Raw genomic sequence first — 25534 nt, 5'->3', positions numbered from 1 at the left:
CGGTGAGCCACGACATTAGCCGTAATCCACGGCAAGCACAGCAAACCGCACGGAGCCATCCGGGAGTTCGGCGGCAAATTCGTCATCAACGCGCTTTTTGAGTACGGCCCGCGCCAGTGGCGAATCGATACTGATCCAGCCCAGCTTCGCGTCGGTTTCGTCCGGGCCGACGATGCGATAACGGAGTATCTCACCGGTATCGACATTTTCCAGCTCGATCCGTGCACCGAAGAACACCAGGCAACGATCGCTCGGAGCGCCTTCGGCCACCTTGAGCGAGGGAATGCGCTTGCTCAGATAGCGCGCACGACGGTCGATCTCGCCCAGCTGTTTCTTGCGGTAGATGTATTCGGCGTTTTCCGAGCGATCGCCTTCGGCCGCGGCGGCGGCCAGTGCCCTCACTACTTCCGGCCGCAGCACATGCCAGAGGTGATCCAGCTCGGCCTTGAGCCGCTCGAAGCCCTCGCGGGTGATGATCGCGGTAGAGCTGGGGGAAGGCGGCCGCCAGCGGCTCATGCGGGGCTTGCCAATCGTTGCCGCTGGGTGCCGATGTCGGTATGCAACGGATGATCAGGCCATGCCGATGCCAGCTGATCCAGCAGTTGTAACGCTTCGGCGTGCTGGTCGGCATGTTCACCGAGCAATCGTGCAGCCAGCAATCCGTAATGTGGGATCTGTGGATCGCGCGGCCAGTGCTTCAGGTAGCCACGGCAGAGCTGCAGTGCGAGCCGGCTCATGCCCAGCCGTGCGGCCAGATCAGCCAGCTCGCCGCAGGTGCGCGGATCGTCCGGGACGAAATCGGCATCGATACTGCAGCACTCCTGCAACACGCCAAGCGCGCGGCGTGATTCGCGCTGGGCAATCAATGCTGCCATCCAGATCTGGCCATGCACGAGCAGCGCGTCGTTGAGGCCCAGGCGCTTCAACAGCTGGCGATAGGCGTTATGCACGGGGGCTGGTGCGGCATGCTCACGCAGGCGTGGCACCAGCAGGTCGAGCGCGGCCTGGGGCTGTTCGGGTGCAAGGGCTGCCACTTCATCCAGCAGGTGCTGGTCGGCATCCTGGTGGATTTCCCGCGCCAGCACATGCGCCTTCGGCTGCAGGCCGAAATGTTCGTGGCGCTGGTGGATCAGTACGCCCATCAGATGAAAGTTGAACAAAGTGGCGTAGTTGGCTACCAGGTAAAACAATGGCAGCGAAATCACCCGCGGGAACGCGGATTCGAAGGCCACCTGCGCCACACCAACTACCAGCGCGATCAGGCATTGCACGCCGATCAGCAGCAGGTAGGGCAGGCCGAAACGCGACATCACCTGGATCCACGTGAGCGGATTCAGCGCGTGCCCGACGCTGCCGTCGAGTGCCAGCGACATGGCGATGGCCGGCAGGCTGACTGCCATCAGCAATGTGATGACCCAAGCGCCACCACCGAAGTTCAGCTTCACCAGCAAGGTCAGTACCATCGACCACAACAGGATCGCCACCAACGCCCAGCCACCATGGCCGGGCTCGGCGAATTCCGGCGGCATCGCATAGCCGTCGGCGCTATGACGAAGGCATTCCAGCGCATACACGTAAGTCGTCGCCCAGATCACCAGTTCAAGAAACCAGCCGGCCACCGGAAGCAGCGCCAGGTAATGGGCCAGCGTGAATGCCGCGATCGCGGGCAGCGCAGCGCCCCGTAGCGGGTAGCGCAGTGCGTCTCGCAACTGCTGTGCCAGCGGCAGCTGCGGATCGATCAGTTCAATTCTCGGCATGGGAGGAGGATATCCGCTCAGTACTTGTTGCCGAAGAGAACTTCAGTCATGGCGTTCCATCCATTCGAGATCGCCCGATTGTAGCCAACAAGGTCAAGCTGCCGTGCGGATGCGTTGAGTCGAAGTGCCGCGCCGGTTATGGTGGACGCTTTTAGCGGGTGAAGTCTGTGATGGTGTTGCGTACCGCTGTTCGTTCCCTGCGCCTGATGCCGCTTGCAGTATCGCTCGGGTTGCTCGCCGCGTGCGCCAGTACGGGAGGTAGCAGGCCCTCAGCCCAGGTCAATGCGCTTTACAGCCAGCTCGATCTGGCCAGCAAGGGTTACGAGACCGCGCTGCAGCAGTCGCGCGAGGGCAATCTGGAAGCCGCGCAGCTGACGCTCACCCAGTCGTTGGACCGGCTGAAGCAGGCGTCGGCGCAATGCGGCAATACGCCAGGATGCGATTCGCAGCGATTCTTCTCGGTGTTCGATCATCTGTTGCGCCTCAAGGACGGCAACTTTAATGACGACCAGGACCTGAACGACGATGTTGATCCGTCGCAGGCGGCACTGGCCGCGGGCAAGACCGGCGCGGCCAGTCTGCCGCAAGCGCAGCGCAGCGTGACCCTGCTGCATGGGCAGAAACTGTCCGAACTGATCGCGATGAACGGTCCGGTCAAGGCGGCGCTGGAAATGTGGCTGACCCAGTGGCGGCCGCAATTGATGGATGCCTACGTCAATTACCAGTACCTGCGTTCGCAGATGTGGCCACAGTACGAGAAGGCGGATCTGCCTGAGGCGCTGCTGTTCGGCATCATGGCGAAGGAATCGGGCGGCAAGGTGAATGCCGTCTCGCGTTCGGGTGCAGCCGGCCCACTGCAGTTCATGTATGCCACCGGCATGCGCTTCGGCCTGGGTATGGACAACGGCTTCGACACGCGTTTCGATCCGGCTGCGTCAGCGCGGGCGAATGCCGAATACCTCAATGAGCAGCTGGGGATCTTCAACAACAACCTCGAACTCACCATCGGCGCCTACAACGGTGGCGAGGGCCGCATGCGCCGCGCCGTCGGCGACGACACGTCGGTGAGCTTCTACGACCCACGCGTATACAACCAGTTGTCGCAGGAAACCCGTGACTACGTGCCGTCCGTGCTTGCCGCCGCGTGGCTGTTCCTGCATCCGGACAGCTACAACCTGAGATTCCCCAGGATCGACGGTGCCCCCACCATGATCACGCTGAAGCAGCCGGCGTCACTGTCCGAGTTGACCGTGTGCCTGGGATCGGCTGGTGGCATGGCGGATGGCTGGTTCCGGACCTTGCGCAATCTCAATCCGCGACTGGACCCACAAGTGACGCAGCCAGTGGGCGCACAGCTGCAGTTGCCCAAGTCGCTGGAGCAGGCCTACGCGGCGCGTTGCGTCGATGGTCCGTGGCCGATCCTCGCGCACGACCTGCACAGTGCCGTGGTTCCGGTGGTGCAGGCTCCGCCACCGGAGCAGGCGTCGCCGCCGGTGGTGCGCAAGGATCGCAGCTACAAGGTTCGTCGTGGCGACACGCTGGTCAGCATCGTGCGCAACCTGCATTGCTCAAGCGTGCAGGAAATCGCCGAGATGAACGGACTCAGGCACCAGCACATTGCTGTCGGGCAGACACTGAGGTTGCCGGCTTGCCAGTGAAACGGCACGCGGCGGTCTGATCTCAGGCTGCCGCGCTGGTCTGCATCCAGCTTTCCGCTGTGTTGCCGTTGCTATGAACTTCCTTCAATTCGCGCAGCAGCTGCATCAGCTGCCGATGCTGCGGCTGCAGGCTGGCATGCGGGGAATTCTTGGTTTCGTGGTAGGCCACAGCCAGCCACAGCGCGATGCCGCGCAGCGCCACTTCGGGATTGGGTGAGCAGGCGCGCTCGTAACCGGCTTCGGTGCCCTGGCCCCAGGGCAGGTAGCGCGCCTCCGGCGAAGTCCCATACAGGTGTGGGAAATCGCTGCGTGAAGCCTGGCCGATCTCACGCAGGGTCAGCATGCTCAATCGCGTATGGCTGCGCTTGGGCAGCGCCCGAACGCTGCGCTCGATACCGCGGAACTGGCGCCCAAGCTGGCGCGTACGCATCATCACGAAGAATGAAGTGAGTAGTTGCATGGATCCCCTCGGCGCTGGAATTCGGCAGCACTGACGTGCGGCGAAGACGCCAGCGTAGCGGGGGCGATCTGACGAATGCGCGTAAAGCGTCACAAAATGACGCATGACGTCAGTTTTCAGGGGTCGACGGCCAGTAACCTGCCGCGGGGCTTGTTCGGGTCAGCTGTGGCCGAGCCGTTGTCCCACCAGCACGGGCTGTTGCGGTTGCAGGGCGTCGAGCGTGGCTGAACCCTCCGGCAGCAGCAGGATTACGGTCGAGCCCATGTTGAAGCGCGCCATCTCGGCAAAGCGCTCCAGCGTGATGTTCTGCCCGGCAAATGACTTGCGGCGGATCGACGAGGCATACGGCGGAATCACCAGTCCATCCCATACGGTGGCCACCGACGAGACCAGGATCGCACCCACCATCACCACCACGAACGGGCCGTGTTCGCCCTCGAAGTGACAGACCAGCCGTTCGTTGCGTGCGAACAGCCGCGGGATTGCCGCCACCGCGAACGGCGCCACGCTGAAGATGCGGCCGGGCACGTGCACGGTCTCCTTCAGCGTTCCTTTCAGTGGCATGTGCACGCGGTGATAGTCGCGCGGGGACAGATAGACGGTGACGAAATGGCCGTTTCGATACGGTGCTGCTGCGGCTTCGTCGCCAAGCAGTTCGGCGGCGGTGTACTCCTGACCCTTCGCCTGGAAGATGCGGCCATCGACGATCGCACCGGACTGGCTGATCTTGCCATCGGCGGGCGAGAGCAGGGCGGCGGGATCGCTGTCTGCCCTGCGCGCGTCGGGGCGCAGCTTGCGTGTGAAGAATGCATTGAAGTGCTGGTAGGCCAGTGCATCAGGCTGCGCGGCCTCGGCCATGTTCACGTTGTAATTGCGCACGATGGTACTGATCAGCCAGTTTTTCCACGGCGCGAAGGTCCAGCGCGTGGCCCAGTAGACCAGGCGCGACAGGGCGCGGTGCGGCAGGATGTACTGCAGGAATACGTTGAAAGTCATCCGGCCAGTATACGGGGTGAGTCGGCCCGCAGGCCTTATAATGGCCGGCCACTCCGTCGCAACTCTGGATCGCCGTGACTGCCGAACTCGCCTCCATCATCGACTTCATCCGTTATGGCGCCAGCCGCTTCTCGGCTGCCGGGCTGACCTTCGGGCATAGCCACGACAACCCGATTGACGAGGCTACCCATCTGGTTCTGGCCAGTCTGCATCTGCCGCCGGATATCCCGCCGGCATACGGCGCAGGCAGGCTCACCGCGGCCGAGCGCGAGAACGTGCTGGCATTGATCGAGCGTCGCGTCGGCGAGCGCCTGCCGGTAGCCTACCTGGTCGGTGAAACCTGGTTCGCCGGGCTGAAGTTCAAGAGCGATCGCCGCGCCTTGGTGCCGCGCTCGCCGATCGCCGAACTGATTGAGTCGCGCTTCGCACCGTGGCTGGACGAGCGCCACATCGATCGCGTGCTGGACTTGTGCACCGGCTCGGGTTGCATTGGCATCGCGATCGCCGAGTACAACCCGGACTGGCAGGTCGACATCGTCGACATCAGCGAGGAGGCGCTGTCGCTGGCGCGCGAGAACATCGTGTTCCAGCACGTCGAAGGCCGGGTCGAGGCGATCCAGTCGGACTTGTTTGCGGGAGTGAAGGGGCGTCGCTACGACCTGATTGTCTCCAATCCGCCATATGTCACCGAGGACGAGTACACCGCACTGCCGGGTGAATACGCGCACGAACCGAAACTGGGCCTTACCTCGGGCGTCGATGGTCTGGATCTGTGCTTGCGCATGCTCGACGAGGCTGCCGACTACCTGACCGACGACGGCCTGCTGATCGTCGAGGTGGGCGAGAGCGAACACGCGCTGGCTGCACTGTTGCCGGAAGTCCCGTTCATCTGGATCGAGTTCAAGGTCGGTCAGATGGGCATCTTCGCGCTGGAGCGGCGCGACCTGGTCGAGCACGCCACGGCGATCCACGCTGCCGCCATCGCGCGGCATTCATAGAGCCACACGACTGCCAGCTATCGCGGTTAAGCTGGCAGTTCCCGCAGACGCCCAGACACCCATGTCCAGCAATTCCTTTGGCAAGCTCTTCACTGTCACCACCTTCGGCGAAAGCCATGGCCCGGCCATCGGCTGTGTGATCGACGGTTGCCCGCCGGGGTTGCCGATCAGTACAGAAGAGTTTCGTCAGGATCTGGATCGCCGCGCCACCGGCAAGAGTCGCTACACCTCCCAGCGACACGAGGCGGACGAGGTGGAGATCCTCTCGGGCGTCTACGAAGGCAAGACCACCGGCACGCCGATCGCGCTGCTGATCCGCAATACCGATCAGCGCAGCAAGGATTATGGTGACATCGTGTCGACCTTCCGTCCCGGTCACGCCGATTACACCTACTGGCAGAAGTATGGCATCCGCGACCCGCGTGGCGGTGGCCGTTCCTCGGCGCGCGAAACCACCATGCGGGTGGCCGCTGCGGTGATCGCCAAGAAATGGCTGGCCGAACGTTATGGCGTGCGCGTGCGCGGTTACCTGGCGCAAATCGGCGATGTCACACCGGATGCGTTCGACTGGGGGGCGGTGGAGCAGAGCCCGTTCTTCTGGCCGGATGTGGCGCAGGTGCCTGCGCTGGAGACCTATATCAACGCGCTGCGCAAGTCCGGCGACTCGGTCGGTGCGCGGGTCAACGTGGTCGCCGACGGCGTGCCGCCGGGCTGGGGCGAGCCGATCTACGGCAAGCTCGACGGCGACCTGGCCAGCGCGCTGATGTCGATCAACGCGGTAAAGGGCGTGGAGATCGGCGACGGTTTCGCGGCGGTCACCCAGCATGGCAGCCAGCATCGCGATGAAATGAGCATGGACGGCTTTGCCTCCAACCATGCCGGCGGCATCTTGGGCGGCATCAGCAGCGGCCAGCCGGTGACCGCCTCAATCGTGCTCAAGCCCACCTCAAGCATCCTGATTCCCGGCCACAGCGTGAATCTGGCTGGCGAGCCGACCGAAGTCGTGACCAAGGGTCGCCACGATCCCTGCGTCGGTATCCGCGCCACCCCGATCGCCGAGGCGATGATGGCGTTGGTGCTGATCGATCACGCGCTGCGCCATCGCGCGCAATGTGGCGACGTGGGGGCCATCACGCCAAGAATCCCTTGATCCTATTCGCCACCATGAGTGGCCGAATGAGGTTCATCCCCAGCGACCAGGCGACGGCAACATGAGCAAGCAGCGTGTATGGGTATCACGCCCACTTTTTCCCGAAATAGTGACGAAACTAGAACAGTATTTCGTGGTGGTGGCAGAGACTGCCGATCAGAAGCGGTCCACCGAGCAGCTGAAAAAAGCGCTGGCTGGATTCGATGGCGCCCTGCTGGGTTTGAATGATCGGGTCGATGCCGCCGTGCTCGAGGGCAACAACCGGCTGAAGGCGATCGCCAACCTTGGTGTCGGCTACAACAACCTCGACATCGCTGCGATTACACGCGCCGGCATCATCGCCAGCAACACGCCCGAAGTGCTTAATGAGAGTGTGGCCGATTACGCCTGGGCCTTGCTGCTGGTGGCCGCGCGCCGGGTGAATTCAGCCGAGCGCTGGCTGCGTGCAGGGCAGTGGCATGGCATGCGGTTCGACGACTGGCTCGGTGTCGACCTGCATGGCAAGACGCTGGGTATCCTCGGGATGGGCCGGATCGGTCAGGCGATCGCGCGACGTGCGCAGGGCTTCGGCATGCCGGTGCTGTATCACAACCGGCATCGCCTGCCGGAGTCGCTGGAACAGTCCTGCGGCGCCCGCTATGTGGACAAGCCGACCCTGCTGCGCGAGTCCGACCATCTCGTGCTGGTGTTGCCGTTCACGTCGGAAAACCGCCACGCGATCGGTGCTGCCGAACTGGCGCTGATGAAGCCACGCGCCGTGCTGGTGAACATCGCCCGTGGCGGCATCGTCGATGATGCAGCGCTGGCATCTGCGTTGCGCGACGGGCGCCTCGGCGCGGCTGGGCTCGATGTGTTCGAAGGTGAGCCGGCGGTGCATGCCGATCTGCTCGCGCTCGAGAATGTCGTGCTGAGCCCGCATATTGCCAGCGCTACCGAAGATACCCGCCGCGCCATGGCCACCCTGGCAGCCGACAATCTGATCGCGGCGCTGGGTCGCGGGCCGCAGTCCGGGCATCCGCCGACACCGATCAATCCAGAAGTACTCACCAGATGACACTACGTTTGGCCGCCTAGCCGTCCAGACGTATACTTGACGAACCCTACTGCACACTATGCCGGTGTGCGTCATCCCACTCCATCGAAAGCGGATCATGAGCAAAAAGAGCAGTTACAAGGTGGCAATGGTCGGTGCGACCGGCGCCGTGGGCGAGACCCTGTTGGCGATCCTCGCCGAGCGGGACTTTCCGGTCAGCGAACTGGTGCCATTGGCCAGCGAGCGCTCGGCTGGCGGAAAAATCACCTTCGGTGGCCAGCAGATCACCGTCCAGTTGCTGGATACCTACGATTTCGAAGGCGTCGATATCGCGTTTTTCTCGGCCGGCGGCTCGGTCAGCAAGGTGCATGCACCCCGTGCAGCGACGGCCGGCGCGGTGGTGATCGACAACACCTCGGAGTTCCGTTACCAGGACGACATCCCGCTGGTGATCAGCGAGGTCAACCCGCACGCGATCGCCGACTACACCCGTCGCGGCATCATTGCCAACCCGAACTGCTCGACCATGCAGATGCTGGTGGCACTGGCGCCGATCCACCGTGCGGTGCAGATCGAGCGGATCAATGTCGCCACCTACCAGTCGGTCTCCGGTGCCGGTCGTACGGGAATGGAGGAGCTCGGCAAGCAGACCGCGGCGCTGCTGAACTTCCAAAGCGTGGAACCGGGCAAGAAATTCCCCGCGCAGATCGCGTTCAATGTGATCCCGCAGATCGACGACTTCCAGCCGAACGGTTACACCAAGGAGGAAATGAAGCTGGTGTGGGAAACCCGCAAGATCCTGGAGGACGAGTCGATCCAGGTGAACCCGACCGCGGTACGCGTGCCGGTGTTCTATGGCCATTCCGAGGCAGTGCATATCGAGACCAGCGAGAAGATCACCGCCGAACAGGCCCGCGAACTGCTGCGGCAGGCGCCGGGCGTGGTGCTGGTGGACGAGCGCAAGCCGGGCGGCTACCCGACCCCGGTGGGCGAGGCGGCCGGTAACGATGGGGTGTTCGTGGGTCGCATCCGCGAGGACATCTCGCATGAGCGCGGGCTGGACCTGTGGATTGTCTCGGACAATATCCGCAAGGGCGCGGCGCTGAATGCCGTGCAGATTGCCGAATTGTTGATCGAGGACTATCTCTGAGATGCGTTATTGGTTACTTGCTGGTCTGATTGGGTTAATGGCTGTCCCGGCAGCGCGGGCGGACGGCGGCAAGCCGCCGTCGCATACGGCTGCCAAACCGGTGGCCGCATCGGCGTCGTTGACTCAGGCGCAGCAGCGCCTGGCGCAGCACCAGGCCGAAGTGAAGCGGCTGGAACAGGCTGTCACCAGCCAGGAATCGGACAGCAAGCGGGCCAGCGAGCGCCTGCAGCAGCAGGATCAGGCGATCGCAGAGCTGCAGAAACAACTCGATGCGTTGCGTGCCAAACCGCCGGCCAGCCAGCCCTGAATGCACCGCGGCGGTGAGAACGCACTGCAGCAATGCATTGCAAGTATTCGCCCCGCCTATTGTTGATTGGCTTGCATATAACTAAAGTGGCATCTCGTTTGGGGCAGCAGCCGTCACGGCGGCAACACCAAAAATGGCGCCAGGGATCGTTCGGGGGAGCACGTAATGAATCGTTCGTTGAAGTTGTCGATATTGATGGCGCTGGCACTGGGCGGCACTCAGGCGATGGCGCTGGACTTGGGCCAGATCCAGGTCAAATCGGCGCTGGGGCAGCCGTTGCTGGCGGAAATCCCGCTGCATCCGGCCAATCCGGCGGAGCTGCAAGGCCTCACGGTCCAGCTGGCTTCCAGCGACGACTTCACCCGCGCCGGCATTACTGGCGGCCGTACCACCATTCCGCTGCATTTCAGTGTCGCCAATGCCGGTACTGACCATCCCTCTATCCGCATCACCAGCAGCGTGGCGGTGGACGACCCCTATCTCGACCTGCTGATCGAAGTGAACGGGCACGCCGGCAAGAGCGTGCGCGAGTTCGCCATCCTGCTTGATCCGCCGGGTTCGCAGGCGCCTGCACCAGCCGTGGCAGCAACGCCGGCGCATGTAGCGCCGAGCCACAGCAGCCGCGCAGCAACGGCCAGCGTCGCGCCGAAACCCTCGCATGCAGCATCACCCAACGCATCTGCTACGACTGCCGTCGCTGGAAACGGTCAATACGGCCCGGTCGCGCGTGGCCAGACGCTGTCGTCGATCGCGCGCAGCACCGTGACGGGCGGCGTCGATGTCCAGCAGATGATGCTGGCACTCAAGCAGGCCAACCCGGACGCGTTCTATCACGACAATATCAATGCGCTGAAGAGCGGCGCGGTACTGCGTGTGCCGACCTCCGCGGAAGCGCAGGCCATGACGATTGCTGCCGCCGCCGCTGAAGTGCGTCGCCAGAACAGCGACTGGCGTGCCGGAACACCGGGCAAGCCAACCGTTGTGGCCGATGCGGCAACTCGCGCATCCGCCTCTAGTGCCCCCAGCAACACGTCCACGGGTGTCGGTGATCGCCTGGCATTGGTGCCGGCGAAGGATGTCAAAGGCGCCGGCGCCGAGGGTGGTGGCAGCGCGGAAGGCAAGGGCGACAAGTCCGCTGCAAGCCTGCGTCAGGACCTGTTGCGTACCCAGGAAGGTCTGGCCAGCCTGCAGCAGCAGAGCGCCGACCTGAAGACCCGTCTGAAGGACCTGGCGGACATCAACAGCAAGAACGAGCACCTGCTGTCACTCAAGGACAGCGAAATCGCCGAGCTTCAGGACAAGCTGGCGGCCGCACGCAAGGCGGCTGGTCTGCCTGCGGCAGTGGCGCTCGCCAGCGCGACGACGACAGCCAAGCCTGCTGCGGCTGCCAGTGCGGCAGTTGCCTCGGTGGCGGCAGCTTCGTCGCAGGCCAAACCTGAGCCCGCGCCGGCCAGCACCGCTGCCAGCGCGAGCGCAGCGCCCGTTGCCGCGAGTTCCGCCGCGGCGACGGCTGCCCCGGCTATCGCCGCTTCCAGCGCACCGGCCAGCGCGTCGACCGCAGTCGCTGTTGCTTCCGCGCCCGTCAAGCCGGCAGTCAAACGGATTGCCCCGCCAAGTCCCGCGCCGGTAGTCGAGCAGCCCTGGTACATGCAGACATGGGCGTGGGCGGCTGGTGCCGGCGCGATCCTGGTGCTGCTCCTGCTGGCCTTGCTTGGTCGCAAGCGCAAACCAGCTGCTGCGCTGGCGGCGAAATCTGCCCCCTCGTTGGCTGACCGTTTCGGTACGGCGCCATCGGGCGATCCTGGCATCGTCAGCAGCGACGACGTCGACCAGGAGGAACTGCTCGACCAGCTGGCCGAGCATCCGGACGATATTTACCTGCATCTGGAACTGGTCACCCTGTATTACTCGCGTCGCGACGTCGAGCATTTCGAGGCGGCGGCCGAGGCGATGCATGCCCACATCACCGACCCGCAGCAGGACGAGTGGCAGGATGTAGTGCACATGGGCGAGGATCTGGTGCCGGGTCACCCGTTGTTCGACCATCATGCCGAATTGCCGGCCCATGATGAAGCCGAGGCACGCCGCGCATTCGATATCGACGACTATGCAGCCGGTGGCAATGCACCCAAGGCAGTCCCGTCGATGCCACCGTTGCCATCACAGGCGCCGAAGAAGGTCAGTGAATACAGCTACAACTTCGATCTGACCCATCCGACCGCTGTCGCGGATTCTGCGGCGCACCCGGCGGCTGCGCAGGACAATACGCCGGTGGTGGCACCGGTGGTGACAGATACCCATGTATCGGGTACGCATGAGGCCGAACCGACGTCGAGCTGGCATTTCGACGAGTCGGCCAATGCGCATCACGTGGACGAGCACGGCAACGATCTGGGCGAGTTCAATGACGACCCGGTCGATACCAAGCTCGATCTGGCCCGCGCTTATGTGGACATGGGCGATGCTGACGGTGCCCGCGCCATGCTGAGCGAAGTGATGAAGGAAGGCAGTCAGATGCAGCAGGATGTTGCCAAACGCCTGCTTGATACCCTGCACTGAGCCGAGTCAGGCGCACTGCGCACGAAGAAATCGGGTCGGCCTTGCCGACCCGATTTCGTTGATGGGCTGCTAATCTTCATGTCTTTCAGCGGGCTCTTGCACAACTTCATGCGTATTGCTCTTGGCATCGAATACGACGGCACCGACTTTTGCGGCTGGCAGCGCCTGAAGGCCGATGCCAGCGTGCAGGGGGCGGTGGAGCAGGCACTGTCTAAGGTTGCCGCGCATCCGGTCGAGATCAGTTGCGCCGGGCGTACCGATGCTGGCGTGCATGGCCGCTGCCAGGTCGTGCACTTCGATACCGAGGCGCAGCGCGACATGCGCGGCTGGATTCTTGGCACCTGCTCCAACCTGCCGGGCAGTGTGGCAGTGCTGTGGGCGCAGCCCGTGCTGGAAAGTTTCCATGCGCGCTATGCCGCGCGCAGCCGGCGTTACCGTTATCACATCCTCAACCGCCCGGTACGCGCCGCGCTGGATGCGCGCTACGTCACCTGGGAGCGCCTGCCGCTGGATGCCGCGCGCATGCATGAGGCGGCACAGGCTCTGCTCGGCGAACACGACTTCAGCGCGTTTCGCGCGCTGTCATGCCAGGCCACGCACCCGCGCCGCACCGTGCTCGCAGTGAACGTGCGGCGTGAGGGTGAACAGTTGTTCGTCGATATCGAGGCCAACGCGTTTCTGCATCACATGGTGCGCAATATCGTCGGTTCGTTGCTGCTGATCGGTCGCGGCGAACAACCGATCGAATGGATGGCCGAATTGCTGGCCGGTCGCGATCGCCACATGGCCGGCCCGACCGCACCGGCTTCCGGGCTGACCTTTCTCGGGCCGCGTTACGATGCGCACTGGGGTTTGCCGACGGAAGTTTGCCAGATAAAAGCCGGCCTGAATGAGGCCGGCCAATGACGCGGATCAAGTGTTGCGGCATGACCCGGGTCGACGATGCGCTGCTGGCTGCGCGCCTGGGCGCGGATGCGATCGGGCTGGTGTTTACCGCACGTAGCCCGCGCCGGCTCGATCTGCAGCAAGCGAAGCTGATTCGTCAGGCGCTGCCGCCATTCGTTGCCACAGTGGCATTGTTCATGGATGACGACGCAGCGCTGGTGCATGCGGTGATCGATATGGTGCAGCCAGAGTTGTTGCAGTTCCACGGTCAGGAAAGTGATGCATGGTGCATGCAGTTTGGCCGGCGCTACCTCAAGGCGATCGCGATGGGCGAGGGCGAGGCGGCGCTGTCGCGTCTGCACGATTACCCGCATGCGGCGGGGTTGCTGCTGGATGGCCATGGTCTGGGCGAGGCCGGTGGCAGCGGACGCGCATTCGACTGGTCACGGATGCCAGAGGGCCTGACACAGCCACTGATCCTGGCTGGCGGCCTTAATCCGGGCAATGTCGCCGACGCCATACGCATCGCGCGACCGTGGGCGGTGGACGTGGCCAGCGGCATCGAGGCTTCGCCTGGCATCAAGGATGCCGCTAAGATGGCCGCTTTCATTGCCGCAGTGCGGCAAGTGCCCCTGTAGGATCCGGCTTGTGTGCGAAAAGGTTTGCTGTGGCGCACACGGCGCACTCCTGCCCCAGCGAGTGAGTAAATGAGCAAGATTGTGGATTTCAACGCCTACCCCGATGCGCATGGTCGCTTCGGCAACTACGGCGGCAGCTATGTCGCCGAGACCCTGATGGCGCCGCTGGCCGAACTGACCGAAGCGTATCTGCGGCTGCGCGATGATCCTGAATTCATCGCCGAACTCGACCGCGACCTGAAGCACTACGTCGGTCGGCCCAGCCCGATCTATCACGCCGAGCGGCTGTCGCAGCATGTCGGTGGTGCGCGCATCCTGTTCAAGCGCGAGGATCTGAACCATACCGGTGCGCACAAGATCAACAACACCGTGGGCCAGGCGCTGGTCGCCAAGCGTATGGGCAAGCCGCGCATCATCGCCGAGACCGGTGCCGGCCAGCACGGCGTGGCCAGCGCCACGGTGGCCGCGCGGCTCGGCCTGAAGTGCGTGGTCTACATGGGGGCGGTCGATATCGAACGGCAGAAGATCAACGTCTACCGCATGAAGCTGCTCGGTGCGGAAGTCGTGCCGGTGACTTCCGGCTCGAAGACGCTGAAGGATGCGCTGAACGAGGCGATGCGCGACTGGGTCACCAATGTCGCCGATACCTTCTACATCATCGGCACCGTCGCCGGTCCGCATCCGTACCCGCTGATGGTGCGCGACTTCAACGCGATCGTCGGTCGCGAGGCACGCGCGCAGATGCTGGAGCAGTACGGCCGCCTGCCGGATGTGCTGACAGCCTGTGTCGGTGGTGGCTCCAACGCGATCGGCCTGTTCCATGCGTTCCTCAACGACGCCGATGTGCGCATCGTCGGTGCCGAAGCGGCGGGTGAGGGCATTGCGACGGGCCATCACGCAGCCTCGCTGGCTGCGGGGCGCCCGGGCGTGCTGCACGGCAACCGTACCTATGTGCTGTGCGACGACAACGGCCAGATCACCGAGACGCACTCGATCTCGGCCGGACTCGATTACCCCGGTGTCGGCCCCGAGCACGCGTTCCTGAAGGATGCCGGCCGTGCCGAATATGTTGGGGTAACCGACGATGAGGCGATGGAAGCGTTTCATTTGCTGGCGCGTACCGAAGGCATCCTGGCTGCGCTGGAATCCAGCCACGCGGTGGCGCAGGCAATCAAGCTTGCGCGGGAGATGCCGAAGGACGGCATCGTGCTGTGCAACCTCTCTGGTCGCGGCGACAAGGATGTGCACACCATCGCCGCGCGCGAAGGGGTGGAAGTATGAGCCGTATCGACCGTCGCTTCGCCGCGCTCAAGGCTGCCGGTCGCACGGGCCTGATTCCGTTTGTCACCGCCGGCGATCCGTCGCCGCTGCACATGGTGGCGCTGATGCACGCACTGGTCGACGCCGGTGCTGATCTGATCGAGCTGGGCGTGCCGTTCTCCGATCCGATGGCCGATGGTCCGGTGATCCAGCACGCCAGCGAACGGGCGATTGCGCAAGGCGTGGGCCTGAACGAAGTGCTGGGCTGGGTCGCCGCCTTCCGTCAGCGCGATGCCGATACGCCGATCGTGCTGATGGGTTACCTGAACCCCGTCGAGATCCACGGCTATACGCGCTTCGCGCAGGAAGCCGTGCAGGCGGGTGTCGATGGCGTGTTGCTGGTTGATTGCCCGCTGGAAGAAGCGTCGGTCCTGCAGCCGCTGCGTGATGCTGGCTTGCAACAGATCCTGCTCGCCGCGCCAACTACCGCACCCGCGCGTATGGCGCGGCTGTGCGAGGCGGCGGAGGGTTTCCTGTACTATGTGTCGTTTGCCGGCATCACGGGTGCGGCGCACTTGAGTACCGGCGATATCGCCGCGCGCGTGGCGGATATCCGTGCCCATGCGAAGGCGCCGGTGGCAGTGGGCTTCGGCATCCGCGATGCGGCGAGCGCAAAGGCGATTGCCGCTTTTGCCGATGCGGTGGTGATCGGCAGTGCGCTGGTCGAGCGCTTGGCCGGAGCTACGGATGCCGAGGAAATATCCGTGCGGGTACGCGCGTTTCTCGTGCCGATCCGTGCCGCGCTTGATGCGCACTGAGAACACGCGCTGCCCGACGGCAGCGCGCTCACGAATTGTAGGGTGATGCGATGAATTGGCTGCAGAAAATCATGAATCCGCGCACCCGCCCGCAAAGTCCGAACGGCGGCAAGGGTTCGGTACCCGAGGGCGTATGGGAGAAGTGCGGCGGTTGCGGCACCGTGCTGTACCGGCCCGAGCTCGAGCGCAACCTAATGGTCTGCCCGAAGTGCAGCCATCATCATTACATCAGCGCGCGCATGCGGCTGGATACGTTGCTCGATGAAGGTTCTGGCCAGGAACTGTGGGCCAGCCTGGAACCCACCGACCCGCTGAAATTCCGCGACACCAAGAAGTATCGCGACCGCATCGTCGCCACCCAGAAAAAGCTCGGCGAGAAGGACGCGCTGCTGGCGATGAGTGGCAAGCTCAAGGGGCGCCCGCTGATGGCGGTGGCGTTCGAGTTTGCCTACATGGGCGGTTCGATGGGTTCGGTGGTTGGCGAGAAATTTGCCCGTGCCGCTGAGCGCGCGCTGGCCGACAAGAGCGCGCTGGTGTGCTTCTCCGCCACCGGCGGTGCGCGCATGCAGGAAGCGCTGTTCTCGCTGATGCAGATGGCCAAGACCTCGGCCACGCTGGCTCGTCTGCGCGACGCCGGTGTGCCCTACATCAGCGTGCTGACCAATCCGACCACGGGTGGTGTATCCGCCAGCCTGGCCATGCTCGGCGACATCAACATCGGCGAGCCGAAGGCGCTGATCGGTTTTGCCGGTCCGCGCGTTATCGAGCAGACCGTGCGCGAGACGTTACCGGAAGGATTCCAGCGTTCGGAGTTCCTGGTCGAACATGGTGCGATCGACCTGATCGTCGACCGCCGCGAAATGCGCGACAAGCTGGCTGATCTTCTCGGCATACTGATGAAGGCACCACGCGCCGCCTGATGATGCATGGTTGTGGTGAAGCGATGCCGCCGTCAGGCGGCATCGCTGTTTTCGGGTCCGGATTTTCTGCGCGCGGGTTTTCCACAGCCGATGTGGATGCCAGCCGGTAAAGCCTGTGGACAAGCCGGATCTGCTGCTTGTCGATCAAGCACTTGCTACACGATGCTCACGAACTGCGCAGGCGTGTTATTCGATAACGACGAATGCCGCATAGGCGCCATCGTGTCCGGCGATACAGTTTTCCACAGCATCTGTGCACGCCTTCGGTGCTAGCCTGTGGACAACCTTGCCCAGCCCTTTTACCTACAGGCACTTGGCACGCGGTGCTGACATTTTGCGCAGTCGTCGCGTGCGCCATGCGCAGTAATCCACAGCGATTGTGGAGCGTGTCCGGTAAAGCCTGTGGACAAGTACGCTATCTGCCTGACCGCAAAGGCGCTTGTGACGGCGTGCGTAAATCCTGCCCAGTAACGGCGCCGGCTCAGGCCAGTTTCGTTGCCAGTGACAACAGCCAGAGCGACGTAGCCCCCAGCCCGCTACCGATCAGGATCGCGGCGAACACGTCACTGGGATAGTGCAAGCCGAGGATCACCCGCGAGGCGGCCACCAGCGCAGTAAAGCCAAGCAGCAACGGCGCGAGATGCGGATACCAGGCCAGCGCGACGATAGTGAAACTCACTGCCTGCAAGGTATGCCCCGACGGAAAGCTGAACTCGTCCAGCGGTGGCACATGCGCGATCACACCGGGGCATACGCGGTAGGGACGTGGTCGATGTGTCCAGCGCTTCAAAAGGCGATACAGCAGCAGTGCGACGAGTCCGGTGGCGGCCATCTGCGCGGCAGCAGCCAACCCTCGCTGGCCACCAACCAAAGCCAGTACGGCCATCAGTGCGTACCAGAAGATGCCATCGCCGAGCCGGCTGATCGCGCCGAAGAACAATCCCACCGCACGCCGGGTACCCCAGCGGTTGGCTGCCTGGCAGACGCGCCGATCCAGCGCCAGACGGGGCCCACTCGAAAGCTCAGGCGTGTGCAGCGGCGGCAATGTGCTCATGCTGGTTCTCCTCGGCCATTTCGCGCAGCAGGGTTTCGAAGTCGCGGATCACTGCATCGGGTGAAAGACCAGCCACGCCGACATGGGCGGCGCGACCCATGTGCCGGATCAGGCCCGGATTGCTGGCCAGTCGGGTGGTCGCGTCGATGAATGCCTGCGCATTGCCCGACTCGATGCAGTAGCCGTTGACGCCGTCGATCAGATGTTCGCGTGCAGCACCTTCGGCGTAGGCCACCACGGGCAAGCCGGAAGACAGTGCCTCGAGAATCACGTTGCCGAAGGTTTCGCTCAGGCTTGGGAATGGGAACAAATCCGCACTGGCCACATGCCGCGCCAGGGTCTCGTCGCGCTGCACGCCGGCAAAGATGAAATCCGGGTGCGCCATTTCCAGTGCGCTGCGCGCAGGGCCATCGCCCACCCATACATAACGGGCTTGCGGCACACGCTGCTGGATCGCGCGAAACGCTTCCACTGCCAGTTCGAGATTCTTTTCCGGCGCGATGCGCCCGACGTACAGCACCACCGGGGTGGCGGCATCGACGCCCCAGGCGTGGCGCAGGTCGTCATCACGCCGATTCGGATGGAACAGTTGCGTATCCACCGCACGACGCAGCAGGCGAGCATTGCTGATGCCCATGGCTTGTAGTTCCTTGGCGAGTGCGTCGGTCGGTACCAGGGTGGCCGCAGCACGCTGGTGGAAGCGGCGCAGATAACCGCGCACGAGCGGTGTAAGCAGGCCCATGCCGTAATGGTTGGCGTAACTGTCGAAGCGGGTATGGAAGCCACTGCTGACCGGTATGCCCAATCGCGCGGCAGCACGCACTGCCGACCAGCCGAGTGGACCTTCGGTGGCCACATAGACCGCATCGGGACGTTGCTGCAGCCAGTGCTGCCGAATCGTGCGGCCGGCGGGCAGGCCGAAGCGCAGGCCTGGATAGCGGGGCAGGGCTCCGCCAGGCACGCTGAGCACATCGATGCCAGGTTCATCCTGATGAGGATGTGGGTGCCGCGGGCGGATCAGGTCCACGCTATGGCCGCGACCGACCAGGCCGGATGCCAGGTTGTGCACGGTCAGTGCAACGCCATTGATTTCCGGTGGATAGGTTTCGCTGACGATGCCAATGCGCATGACGGTACCTGTGCTGGCTTGGCCTAGCTTGGTCGGGCGGCGTTGCTGCGGTGTGGCGGGTACGTGACGCTGTGGTGACGCTCGCGTTGGCGCGGCTGATGCGGAGGGCCGTTTCAGGAAAACAGGCAGCGCCGACACTGGCCGAACCTGCTCATCGATGGAGACCATCGATGCTCCCGCAGTGCTGATGGGCAAGGCCCTAGAGATATCAAGTAATATTTGGCGGCTTCGGCTTGGTCAGCCGCAGTCAGTGACCGAAGTACACCGATATGCCGAGATTGGCCTGCCAGTCGGGAGCCGTCCCGCCCAGTCGGCGATCGAAACCGGCGTCGAACTGCACGCGCGGCGTGATCATCCATGCCAGGCCGCCACCGGCGACGGTGCCGTTGCCCTGATCCGGTGCATGCAGCCGCGCGGCTTCGGCATATACCGTCAGCGTCTTGCTCAGCGTGTAGTTGTCGCTGACAGCCACAGTGGTGCTGTCCGCACCATCACTGCGTACATCCTGCAGATACAGACCCAGCGAATTGCGCTCGTTTACCTGTAGGTTGAATTGCGCGCCAAGCAGGTACTGGCGGTAGTTGCTGCGGAAAGCCTTTGCTCCATCGGTGAATTCCACGCTACCCAGCAGGCCCCAGCTGAAGGCCTGGTTCGAGGAGGGAAGAGCCAGTTTCAGTCCAAGCACGGTGTCACCATGCCCCTGGCTGCTGTTGTCACTGCCGGCGCCGCTCTGCCGCAACGAATTCCACGGCGAGCTGCCAAGCTGCAGTTCCAGCGGGCCGCCGATGCCGATGCGAAGCAGGCTGTCCGCGCTATACAGCGAGCTGCTGACGCCAGCTTGCCGATCGAGGCTCCAGTCCCCCAGGCCTTGTTCGATGGTGATGTCGCCTGCACCCAGTACGACCGGCGTGAAGCCATAGCCAGGCCGGTCGTAGCCCGGGTTGTCGGCCAACACGGGCAGGGCGACACCGAAGCAGCCAAGTGCCAGTATGGAAAGTGGTGCAAGACGCAGAATGCGGCGTATCCGCGGTGCCATGCATCGGTTGTTGCTCCTGTATCGGCTAAAATCCATCGCTTCGCTTCGCACCTTTTGAAAAGACCCCATGACTGTTCGTACCCGTTTTGCCCCCAGCCCCACCGGTTTTCTGCATATCGGCGGTGCGCGTACTGCGTTGTACTGTTGGCTGGAGTCGCGTCGACGCGGCGGCGAGTTCGTGCTGCGCATCGAGGATACAGACCGTGAGCGTTCGACGGATGCTGCCGTGCAGGCGATTCTCGATGCTATGCAGTGGTTAGGACTGAATCACGATGAAGGCCCGTTCTACCAGACCCAGCGGCTGGAGCGGTACAAGCAGGTGGCCGATGAACTGGTTGCCGCCGGCAAGGCGTACTACGCCTACGAAAGCAAGGACGAGATCGAGGCCATGCGCGAGGCGGCGATGGCGAAGGGCGAGAAACCGCGTTACAACGGCTACTACCGTGATCGCAACGAGCCTTTCCATGAAGATCCCAATCGCGTGATCCGTTTCCGCAATCCGAGCGAAGGTTCGGTGGTGTTCGATGACAAGGTGAAAGGCCGGATCGAATGGGCCAACACCGAGCTGGACGACCTGGTGATCTTCCGCTCCGACGGCTGGCCGACCTACAACTTCGCGGTGGTGGTCGACGATATCGACATGGGTATCACCGAGGTGATCCGCGGCGATGACCACGTCAACAACACGCCGCGCCAGATCAACATCTACCACGCGCTCGGTGCCAAGGTGCCGGAGTTCGCGCACCTGCCGATGATCCTCGACAAGGAAGGCAAGAAGCTGTCCAAGCGCACCAGCGCGGTCAGCGTGATGGAATACCGCGACGATGGCTTCCTGCCGCACGCACTGCTGAACTACCTGGTGCGGCTGGGTTGGTCGCATGGTGACCAAGAAATTTTCTCGCGCGACGAGATGATCGCGCTGTTCGATATTTCCGACGTCAACAAGGCCGCCTCGCGTTTCGATACCGAAAAGCTGGCATGGCTCAACCAGCATTACCTGAAGACCGACGATCCGCAGACGCTGGCACCGGAATTCGAGTGGCACCTGGCCCGCGCCGGTGTCGATACATCGCACGGCCCGGCGCCGGTCGACGTGATCGTGGCGCTGCGCGATCGCGTGCACACGTTCAAGGAAATGGTCGAGCGCGCGATGATCTGGTACGCGCCGATTGCCGAATGGGACGACAAGGCGGTCGCCAAGCATTTGAAGAACGACAGCGCGGTGGCCGTGCTCAACGCGGCGAAATCACTGCTGGTTGATTGCGAATGGAAGCCCGAGCCGATCCATCAGGTGATCGAGCAGGTCGCCGCGAAACTGGAGCTGGGCATGGGCAAGATCGCGCAGCCGCTGCGGGTGGCCATGACCGGCACGCAGGTGTCGCCGTCGATCGAGCATACGATCTACCTGACAGGTCGCAGCGGGGCGCTAAAGCGCATCGACGATGCGATCGCGCTGGCGCAGGATTGACCCCGCCGCCATGTCGATGACGCACTGAGCTCGGCATGGACGAACTACTCGCCAAGGCCAGCCAAGGCGTCGATCCCGACGCGCCGGGCGCGTTCTGGCACGTCTTCGTCAACCTGTTGAATTTGATGCCGTGGGCCGCCATGTTCTGGTGGAACGTGCTGTTTGTCGCCGTCGGTGCGCTGCTCGGCTGGTGGCGTGGCCGATTGGGAGAAGGCATCGTCTGGGCGCTTGTGCTGGGGCCAATCGGCTGGGTCGTGATACTCGTCAAGCCGCCGCCGAAGCCACCTGTCAGGCCGCCACCGCTGAGGCGGTGAGTTCCTCCAGGGTTGCGCTGCAGGCGCCAGTGTATGATCCATCCAGAGGTGAACCCCTTGAGCCACGACGCTGCCCACGACACGCGCCCACATCACCCGCATCATCATGATGCGAAGGGTTTCGTGCGTGCGGTGGAACATGCCAGCGAGGAGCGCGGCTTGCGCCTTACCCCGCTGCGCAAGGAAGTGCTGGAGCTGATTGCCGCTGCACATAAGCCGATCAAGGCGTACGACCTGCTCGACCTGTTGCGTGAGAAGCATGGCAACGCAGCGCCGCCCACGGTGTACCGGGCGCTCGATTTTCTGCTGGAAAACGGCTTCATCCACAAGCTGGAGTCGATCAATGCCTTCGTGTCCTGCCACCACCCAGCCGAAGCGCATCAGGTGCCGTTCCTGATCTGCGACACCTGCTCCAGTGCGCAGGAAGTCTGCGATGAGCGGGTCGCCGATCTGATCGAGGCACAGGCCAGGGCGCTCGGCTTCCGGCCGCAGGCGCAGACGCTGGAAGTGCACGGCACCTGCAAGAACTGCCGCAAAGCCTGAATCCGTTTGCCGGCGTCTACGGCAGCTGCTGTTTGGCGGTGTTTGAACGTTTGACAAGATCGATGCCCGGATACCGCTGTTACCCAGTAAGGATGGCTTGTACGAGTTCCGGGTGACCCGGGCTAGCATTTCAAAGTGTTATAAAATAACATTTCGGTGACTGGTGTTAACGAATTGCCACGTTTGGCGATGCAGAATAGGTCGATGGACTCCGAACAGGCGAGCAAATCCCGCTGGTGGCGTGTGGCCGATCGCGTTGGTGCGACGGCCTCGTTTCTGTGCGCGATCCACTGTGCGCTGCTGCCGTTCGTGCTGGCGTTGTTGCCCTTCGTAGGCCTGGAATTTCTGGCCGATCATCGTTTCGAGCGCGGCTTTGTAATGTTCGCCTGCACGTTGGCCCTGTTTGCCATGATCCGTGGCTACCGCCGTCATCAGGTTTCGCTGCCGCTGCTGCTGGCCGTGCCGGGGCTCGCCCTGCTGCTGCTGGGCGTTACCTATGCCGAGCACTATTCGATCATCCTGCACAGCGTGCTGGTGACGTGCGGTGGCCTGCTGGTGGCTTCGGCGCATTTCATCAATCTGCGCAACGATCGGCGCCACGGCCATGCCCATGTGCATGGCCCACAATGCGTGCACTGAGCTGCGTATGCAGGCGCATCGTGATTGTGTAACGGCTGCCGCCGTTCCTAGCATGTGTGGATGAACATGCCGCATACCCATTCCCACGATCAACCGCATGTGCATGAACATGCCGAGGCAAACGGCGGCCGCAGCCGCAAGCTGCTGTTCGCGTTTGTGCTGACCACCTTGATGATGGTGGCCGAGGTGATCGGTGGTGCATGGTCCGGCTCGCTGGCGCTGATCGCCGATGCCGGCCACATGATGGTCGATGCACTAGCGCTGCTGCTGGCGTTTGTCGGCGCATGGATGGCGACCCGGCCAGCCGATGCGCGACGCAGTTACGGCTATGGTCGGATGGAAGTGCTGATCGGTTTCGTCAATGCGCTGAGCCAGTTCGTGCTGGTCGGCTGGATCATCTACGAGGCCGTCACCCGGTTGCTGCATCCCGGGGAAATCCTGTCCGGCGTGATGTTTGTGGTGGCGATCATCGGCCTGCTGGTGAACCTGCTGGTGTTGCGCATGCTGCACGGGCATGCACATGACGACGTCAATCTGGCTGGGGCAAGCCTGCATGTACTGGGTGATCTGCTCGGCTCGGTGGCGGCAGTCCTCGCTGCGCTGGCAATCCGCTGGTTTGGCTGGCTGTGGGCCGATCCGGTGCTGTCGATGCTGGTGGGGCTTCTGATTCTCAACAGCGCGTGGCGCTTGTTGCGGATGTCTGCACACATCCTGCTGGAAGGTGTGCCTGACGGCATGGACAGTGCGGCGGTGGAAGTGTCGCTGCGTGGCGCCGACCCATCGATCCGGAACGTCCATCATCTGCACGTATGGCAGCTGGCCTCAGGCTCGCGCATGGCGACCCTGCATGCCGAGCTGCAAGAACCTGCCGACAGCGCGCAAGCCTTGCGGGCGATCAAGCGGATGCTGCTGGAGAATTTCGGTATTCAGCACGTTACCGTGCAGATCGACCCGGGCGAGTGCCTGGACCAGCCGCAGGATTGTACGGGGCATGGTCATCTCTGACTATGGTGCATCGGGCCAACCTGCTATGATGCTCGATCATTCATCTAACGAATCAAGGAGTTCCCATGGGCAAGGGCGATCGCAAGACTCGTCGCGGCAAGACCTACCGCGGCAGCTACGGCAATACCCGCGCGCACGGCACGCTGCCGGCCGTCGTTGGCGCCAAGCCGACCGTGACCAAGCCGGCCGCCGCCAAGAAGGCTGCGCCGAAAAAGAGATCCGCCTGAGCTGAGTCTCGCCAGGCAGACAAGACCCCCGCCACGGCGGGGGTTTTTGTTGGTGGGTACGGTGATCGCCCGAGTCGTTTACGACACCGTTCCGCATGATCGCTGCCAAGTCTGTACGCCCCGATCACGACCATCCGTCCGCTGAAGTCTTGATCTGCGTCGCCACGTGTTATCGGTCGCGCGCTCCGATCAGCAGAATCTGAATACAGATTGACGCGGATTACCAACAGGTTTGCCGCGCTGCCGCATGCTGTGTATGATGCGATCCATTGTGTTAATGCGTTAGTACATTATGAAGCGTCGATCGCTTGATCCTGAAACCCCTGTCGAGTCAGCCAGGCTAAGCCTTTGTGAGGCTCTGCTGTCGCTGAAGAATGCCGATGAGATGGGCGCCTTCCTGGGCGATTTGTGCACCCCTGCAGAACTCGAGGTGCTGGTAGACCGTTGGCGAGTAGTACCGTATCTGCTGGAAGGCATCGCTTACCGGGAGATCCACGAGCGCACCGCGGTCAGCATCACCACCATCGGGCGGGTGGCGCGTTATCTCAATCAGGGCAACGGCGGCTATCTGGCCGCGGCAGCACGTGCAGCGCGGCGGCAATCGCTGGCGGCGAAGAAGGCGAAGGCATGAAGACGCGTGACCGTTTGCGTATCGCGATGCAGAAATCCGGCCGGCTCACCGAGCCGGCGCTGGAACTGCTTACCCGTTGCGGGCTCACCTTCCGGCAGAGTCGCGACAAGCTGTTCTGTTTCGGTGAGGGCGAGCCAGTCGACCTGCTGCTGGTGCGCGATGACGACATTCCCGGCCTAATCGCGCAAGGTGTTTGCGACCTCGGCATCGTCGGGCGCAATGTGCTTAGCGAATTCCAGCTCACCGCTGGCCGCGAGCTGGCGCCGCTCAGCGAATTGCGTCCGCTCGGTTTCGGGCGCTGCCGCTTGTCGATCGCAGTGCCGCAGGAGCTGGATTACCACGGGCCGCAGCAGCTGGAAGGCCGGCGTATCGCCACCTCGTATCCCGGTCTGCTCGGTGAATGGCTGCGCACGCATGCCGTGAATGCCGGCGTCGTGATGCTGGCAGGCTCGGTCGAGATCGCGCCGAAGCTGGGCACTGCGGACGCGATCTGCGACCTGGTGCAGAGCGGCGGCACCCTGGTCGCGAACCAGCTGCGCGAGGCCGAGGTGCTGTTGGAAAGTGAGGCGGTGCTGGCGGGGCCGTTGACGCTGCCGGTCGATGAGCGCGGTGACATGCTGGAGCTGCTGCTGAAGCGGCTGGATGGCGTGATCCAGGTGCGCGAGTCACGCCTGCTGCTGCTGCAGACCTCACGGGCCACGCTTGAGGCGGTTACCCGGCTGCTGCCGGGCGGCCCACAGCCAACCCTGCTGTCGGTCGCCGGTCAGCCGGATCAGCTGATGCTGCAGGCGTTGTGCGCCGGCGAGGTGAGCTGGCGACAGCTGGAAGAGATCAAGAAGGCCGGTGCGCGCGAGATGTACGTGCTGCCGGTGGAGAAGATGTTGGCATGAGCAGGCTCG

At 63.4% G+C, this 25534-nt stretch carries 27 protein-coding genes; 20 read left to right on the top strand and 7 right to left on the bottom strand.

The features are described from left to right. Window positions 1–15: 15 nt before the first annotated feature. On the bottom strand, window positions 16–516 hold the full coding sequence (gene greB, locus GSQ75_RS05135) for a transcription elongation factor GreB (protein ID WP_158753407.1): 501 nt from the start codon (window positions 514–516) through the stop codon (window positions 16–18). Further along, window positions 513–1757, bottom strand: a complete 1245-nt coding sequence (locus tag GSQ75_RS05130; RefSeq protein WP_158753406.1) for a DUF4013 domain-containing protein — start codon at window positions 1755–1757, stop codon at window positions 513–515. The genes greB and GSQ75_RS05130 overlap by 4 nt, the downstream gene beginning before the upstream one ends. A 170-nt stretch (window positions 1758–1927) precedes the next feature. Between GSQ75_RS05130 and GSQ75_RS05125 the strand changes: the two genes are divergently transcribed. Next, window positions 1928–3415 carry a transglycosylase SLT domain-containing protein gene (locus tag GSQ75_RS05125; RefSeq protein ID WP_158753918.1) on the top strand — a complete coding sequence of 496 codons (1488 nt, stop codon included), beginning with the start codon at window positions 1928–1930 and terminating at the stop codon, window positions 3413–3415. Window positions 3416–3437: 22 nt separating this feature from the next. On the opposite strand, the gene GSQ75_RS05120 is transcribed toward GSQ75_RS05125, so the two are convergent. Both GSQ75_RS05120 and asd read right to left on the bottom strand, forming a co-directional pair. Beyond that, window positions 3438–3875 carry a hypothetical protein gene (locus tag GSQ75_RS05120; RefSeq protein WP_254058436.1) on the bottom strand — a complete coding sequence of 146 codons (438 nt, stop codon included), beginning with the start codon at window positions 3873–3875 and terminating at the stop codon, window positions 3438–3440. A gap of 159 nt (window positions 3876–4034) precedes the next feature. Beyond that, complete coding sequence (gene asd / locus GSQ75_RS05115) at window positions 4035–4871, bottom strand: archaetidylserine decarboxylase (RefSeq protein WP_158753405.1); 837 nt, start codon at window positions 4869–4871, stop codon at window positions 4035–4037. Window positions 4872–4945: 74 nt separating this feature from the next. On the opposite strand from asd, the gene prmB reads away from it, so the two are divergent. From prmB to accD, 11 genes are all read left to right on the top strand, one after another. Next, on the top strand, window positions 4946–5869 hold the full coding sequence (gene prmB, locus GSQ75_RS05110) for a 50S ribosomal protein L3 N(5)-glutamine methyltransferase (protein WP_158753404.1): 924 nt from the start codon (window positions 4946–4948) through the stop codon (window positions 5867–5869). 61 nt (window positions 5870–5930) lie between these two features. Beyond that, window positions 5931–7019: a chorismate synthase gene (gene aroC / locus GSQ75_RS05105; RefSeq protein WP_158753403.1), complete on the top strand. Its 1089-nt coding sequence runs from the start codon at window positions 5931–5933 to the stop codon at window positions 7017–7019. Window positions 7020–7080: 61 nt separating this feature from the next. Beyond that, a complete protein-coding gene (locus tag GSQ75_RS05100) occupies window positions 7081–8073 on the top strand; it encodes a D-glycerate dehydrogenase (protein WP_158753402.1) in 993 nt (330 codons plus the stop codon). A gap of 97 nt (window positions 8074–8170) precedes the next feature. Next, window positions 8171–9202, top strand: a complete 1032-nt coding sequence (locus GSQ75_RS05095; protein ID WP_158753401.1) for an aspartate-semialdehyde dehydrogenase — start codon at window positions 8171–8173, stop codon at window positions 9200–9202. Window positions 9203–9239: 37 nt separating this feature from the next. After that, on the top strand, window positions 9240–9509 hold the full coding sequence (locus GSQ75_RS05090; protein ID WP_254058435.1) for a hypothetical protein: 270 nt from the start codon (window positions 9240–9242) through the stop codon (window positions 9507–9509). A 165-nt stretch (window positions 9510–9674) separates the two neighbouring features. Continuing rightward, window positions 9675–12068, top strand: coding sequence for a FimV/HubP family polar landmark protein (locus GSQ75_RS05085; RefSeq protein WP_158753400.1), 2394 nt, complete (start codon window positions 9675–9677; stop codon window positions 12066–12068). A gap of 108 nt (window positions 12069–12176) precedes the next feature. Continuing rightward, complete coding sequence (truA, locus tag GSQ75_RS05080) at window positions 12177–12974, top strand: tRNA pseudouridine(38-40) synthase TruA (protein WP_158753399.1); 798 nt, start codon at window positions 12177–12179, stop codon at window positions 12972–12974. Continuing rightward, window positions 12971–13591: a phosphoribosylanthranilate isomerase gene (locus GSQ75_RS05075; protein WP_158753398.1), complete on the top strand. Its 621-nt coding sequence runs from the start codon at window positions 12971–12973 to the stop codon at window positions 13589–13591. The genes truA and GSQ75_RS05075 overlap by 4 nt, the downstream gene beginning before the upstream one ends. Window positions 13592–13660: 69 nt before the next feature. Next, complete coding sequence (gene trpB / locus GSQ75_RS05070; protein ID WP_158753397.1) at window positions 13661–14872, top strand: tryptophan synthase subunit beta; 1212 nt, start codon at window positions 13661–13663, stop codon at window positions 14870–14872. Beyond that, window positions 14869–15669 carry a tryptophan synthase subunit alpha gene (gene trpA, locus GSQ75_RS05065; RefSeq protein ID WP_158753396.1) on the top strand — a complete coding sequence of 267 codons (801 nt, stop codon included), beginning with the start codon at window positions 14869–14871 and terminating at the stop codon, window positions 15667–15669. Before trpB ends, trpA begins: the two co-directional genes overlap by 4 nt. Before the next feature lie 50 nt (window positions 15670–15719). After that, window positions 15720–16589 carry an acetyl-CoA carboxylase, carboxyltransferase subunit beta gene (accD, locus tag GSQ75_RS05060; RefSeq protein WP_158753395.1) on the top strand — a complete coding sequence of 290 codons (870 nt, stop codon included), beginning with the start codon at window positions 15720–15722 and terminating at the stop codon, window positions 16587–16589. A 481-nt stretch (window positions 16590–17070) separates the two neighbouring features. Here accD and GSQ75_RS05055 read toward each other — a convergent pair whose 3' ends face one another. The 3 genes from GSQ75_RS05055 to GSQ75_RS05045 all read right to left on the bottom strand — a co-directional run bounded on the left by GSQ75_RS05055 (window position 17071) and on the right by GSQ75_RS05045 (window position 19808). Further along, the gene (locus tag GSQ75_RS05055; RefSeq protein ID WP_158753394.1) at window positions 17071–17643 is read right to left on the bottom strand and encodes a phosphatase PAP2 family protein; all 573 of its coding nucleotides are present in this window, start codon (window positions 17641–17643) and stop codon (window positions 17071–17073) included. Next, complete coding sequence (locus GSQ75_RS05050) at window positions 17612–18772, bottom strand: glycosyltransferase family 1 protein (RefSeq protein WP_158753393.1); 1161 nt, start codon at window positions 18770–18772, stop codon at window positions 17612–17614. The genes GSQ75_RS05055 and GSQ75_RS05050 overlap by 32 nt, the downstream gene beginning before the upstream one ends. 247 nt (window positions 18773–19019) lie before the next feature. Beyond that, window positions 19020–19808 (bottom strand): transporter, encoded by a 789-nt coding sequence (locus GSQ75_RS05045; RefSeq protein WP_254058434.1) that lies wholly within the window; start codon window positions 19806–19808, stop codon window positions 19020–19022. A 67-nt stretch (window positions 19809–19875) separates the two neighbouring features. On the opposite strand from GSQ75_RS05045, the gene gltX reads away from it, so the two are divergent. From gltX to hisG, 8 genes are all read left to right on the top strand, one after another. Beyond that, complete coding sequence (gene gltX, locus GSQ75_RS05040; RefSeq protein WP_158753391.1) at window positions 19876–21276, top strand: glutamate--tRNA ligase; 1401 nt, start codon at window positions 19876–19878, stop codon at window positions 21274–21276. 35 nt (window positions 21277–21311) lie between these two features. After that, the gene (locus tag GSQ75_RS05035) at window positions 21312–21590 is read left to right on the top strand and encodes a hypothetical protein (protein ID WP_158753390.1); all 279 of its coding nucleotides are present in this window, start codon (window positions 21312–21314) and stop codon (window positions 21588–21590) included. Between the two features lie 33 nt (window positions 21591–21623). After that, the gene (locus tag GSQ75_RS05030; protein ID WP_158753389.1) at window positions 21624–22133 is read left to right on the top strand and encodes a transcriptional repressor; all 510 of its coding nucleotides are present in this window, start codon (window positions 21624–21626) and stop codon (window positions 22131–22133) included. Window positions 22134–22337: 204 nt separating this feature from the next. Beyond that, window positions 22338–22772 (top strand): MerC domain-containing protein, encoded by a 435-nt coding sequence (locus GSQ75_RS05025; protein ID WP_158753388.1) that lies wholly within the window; start codon window positions 22338–22340, stop codon window positions 22770–22772. A gap of 60 nt (window positions 22773–22832) precedes the next feature. Continuing rightward, complete coding sequence (locus GSQ75_RS05020; protein WP_158753387.1) at window positions 22833–23777, top strand: cation diffusion facilitator family transporter; 945 nt, start codon at window positions 22833–22835, stop codon at window positions 23775–23777. A 65-nt stretch (window positions 23778–23842) separates the two neighbouring features. Next, window positions 23843–24004, top strand: coding sequence for a 30S ribosomal protein THX (locus tag GSQ75_RS05015; RefSeq protein WP_158753386.1), 162 nt, complete (start codon window positions 23843–23845; stop codon window positions 24002–24004). Window positions 24005–24296: 292 nt separating this feature from the next. Next, on the top strand, window positions 24297–24635 hold the full coding sequence (locus GSQ75_RS05010) for a YerC/YecD family TrpR-related protein (protein ID WP_158753385.1): 339 nt from the start codon (window positions 24297–24299) through the stop codon (window positions 24633–24635). Continuing rightward, the gene (gene hisG, locus GSQ75_RS05005; protein WP_158753384.1) at window positions 24632–25525 is read left to right on the top strand and encodes an ATP phosphoribosyltransferase; all 894 of its coding nucleotides are present in this window, start codon (window positions 24632–24634) and stop codon (window positions 25523–25525) included. The genes GSQ75_RS05010 and hisG overlap by 4 nt, the downstream gene beginning before the upstream one ends. Window positions 25526–25534 lie beyond the last annotated feature (9 nt).

The organism is Dyella sp. S184, assembly GCF_009766065.1.
Taxonomy (GTDB): Bacteria; Pseudomonadota; Gammaproteobacteria; order Xanthomonadales; family Rhodanobacteraceae; genus Rhodanobacter.
The sequence above is the reverse complement of the archived record's forward strand: the minus strand, read 5'-3'. Positions and strand labels throughout refer to the sequence as shown.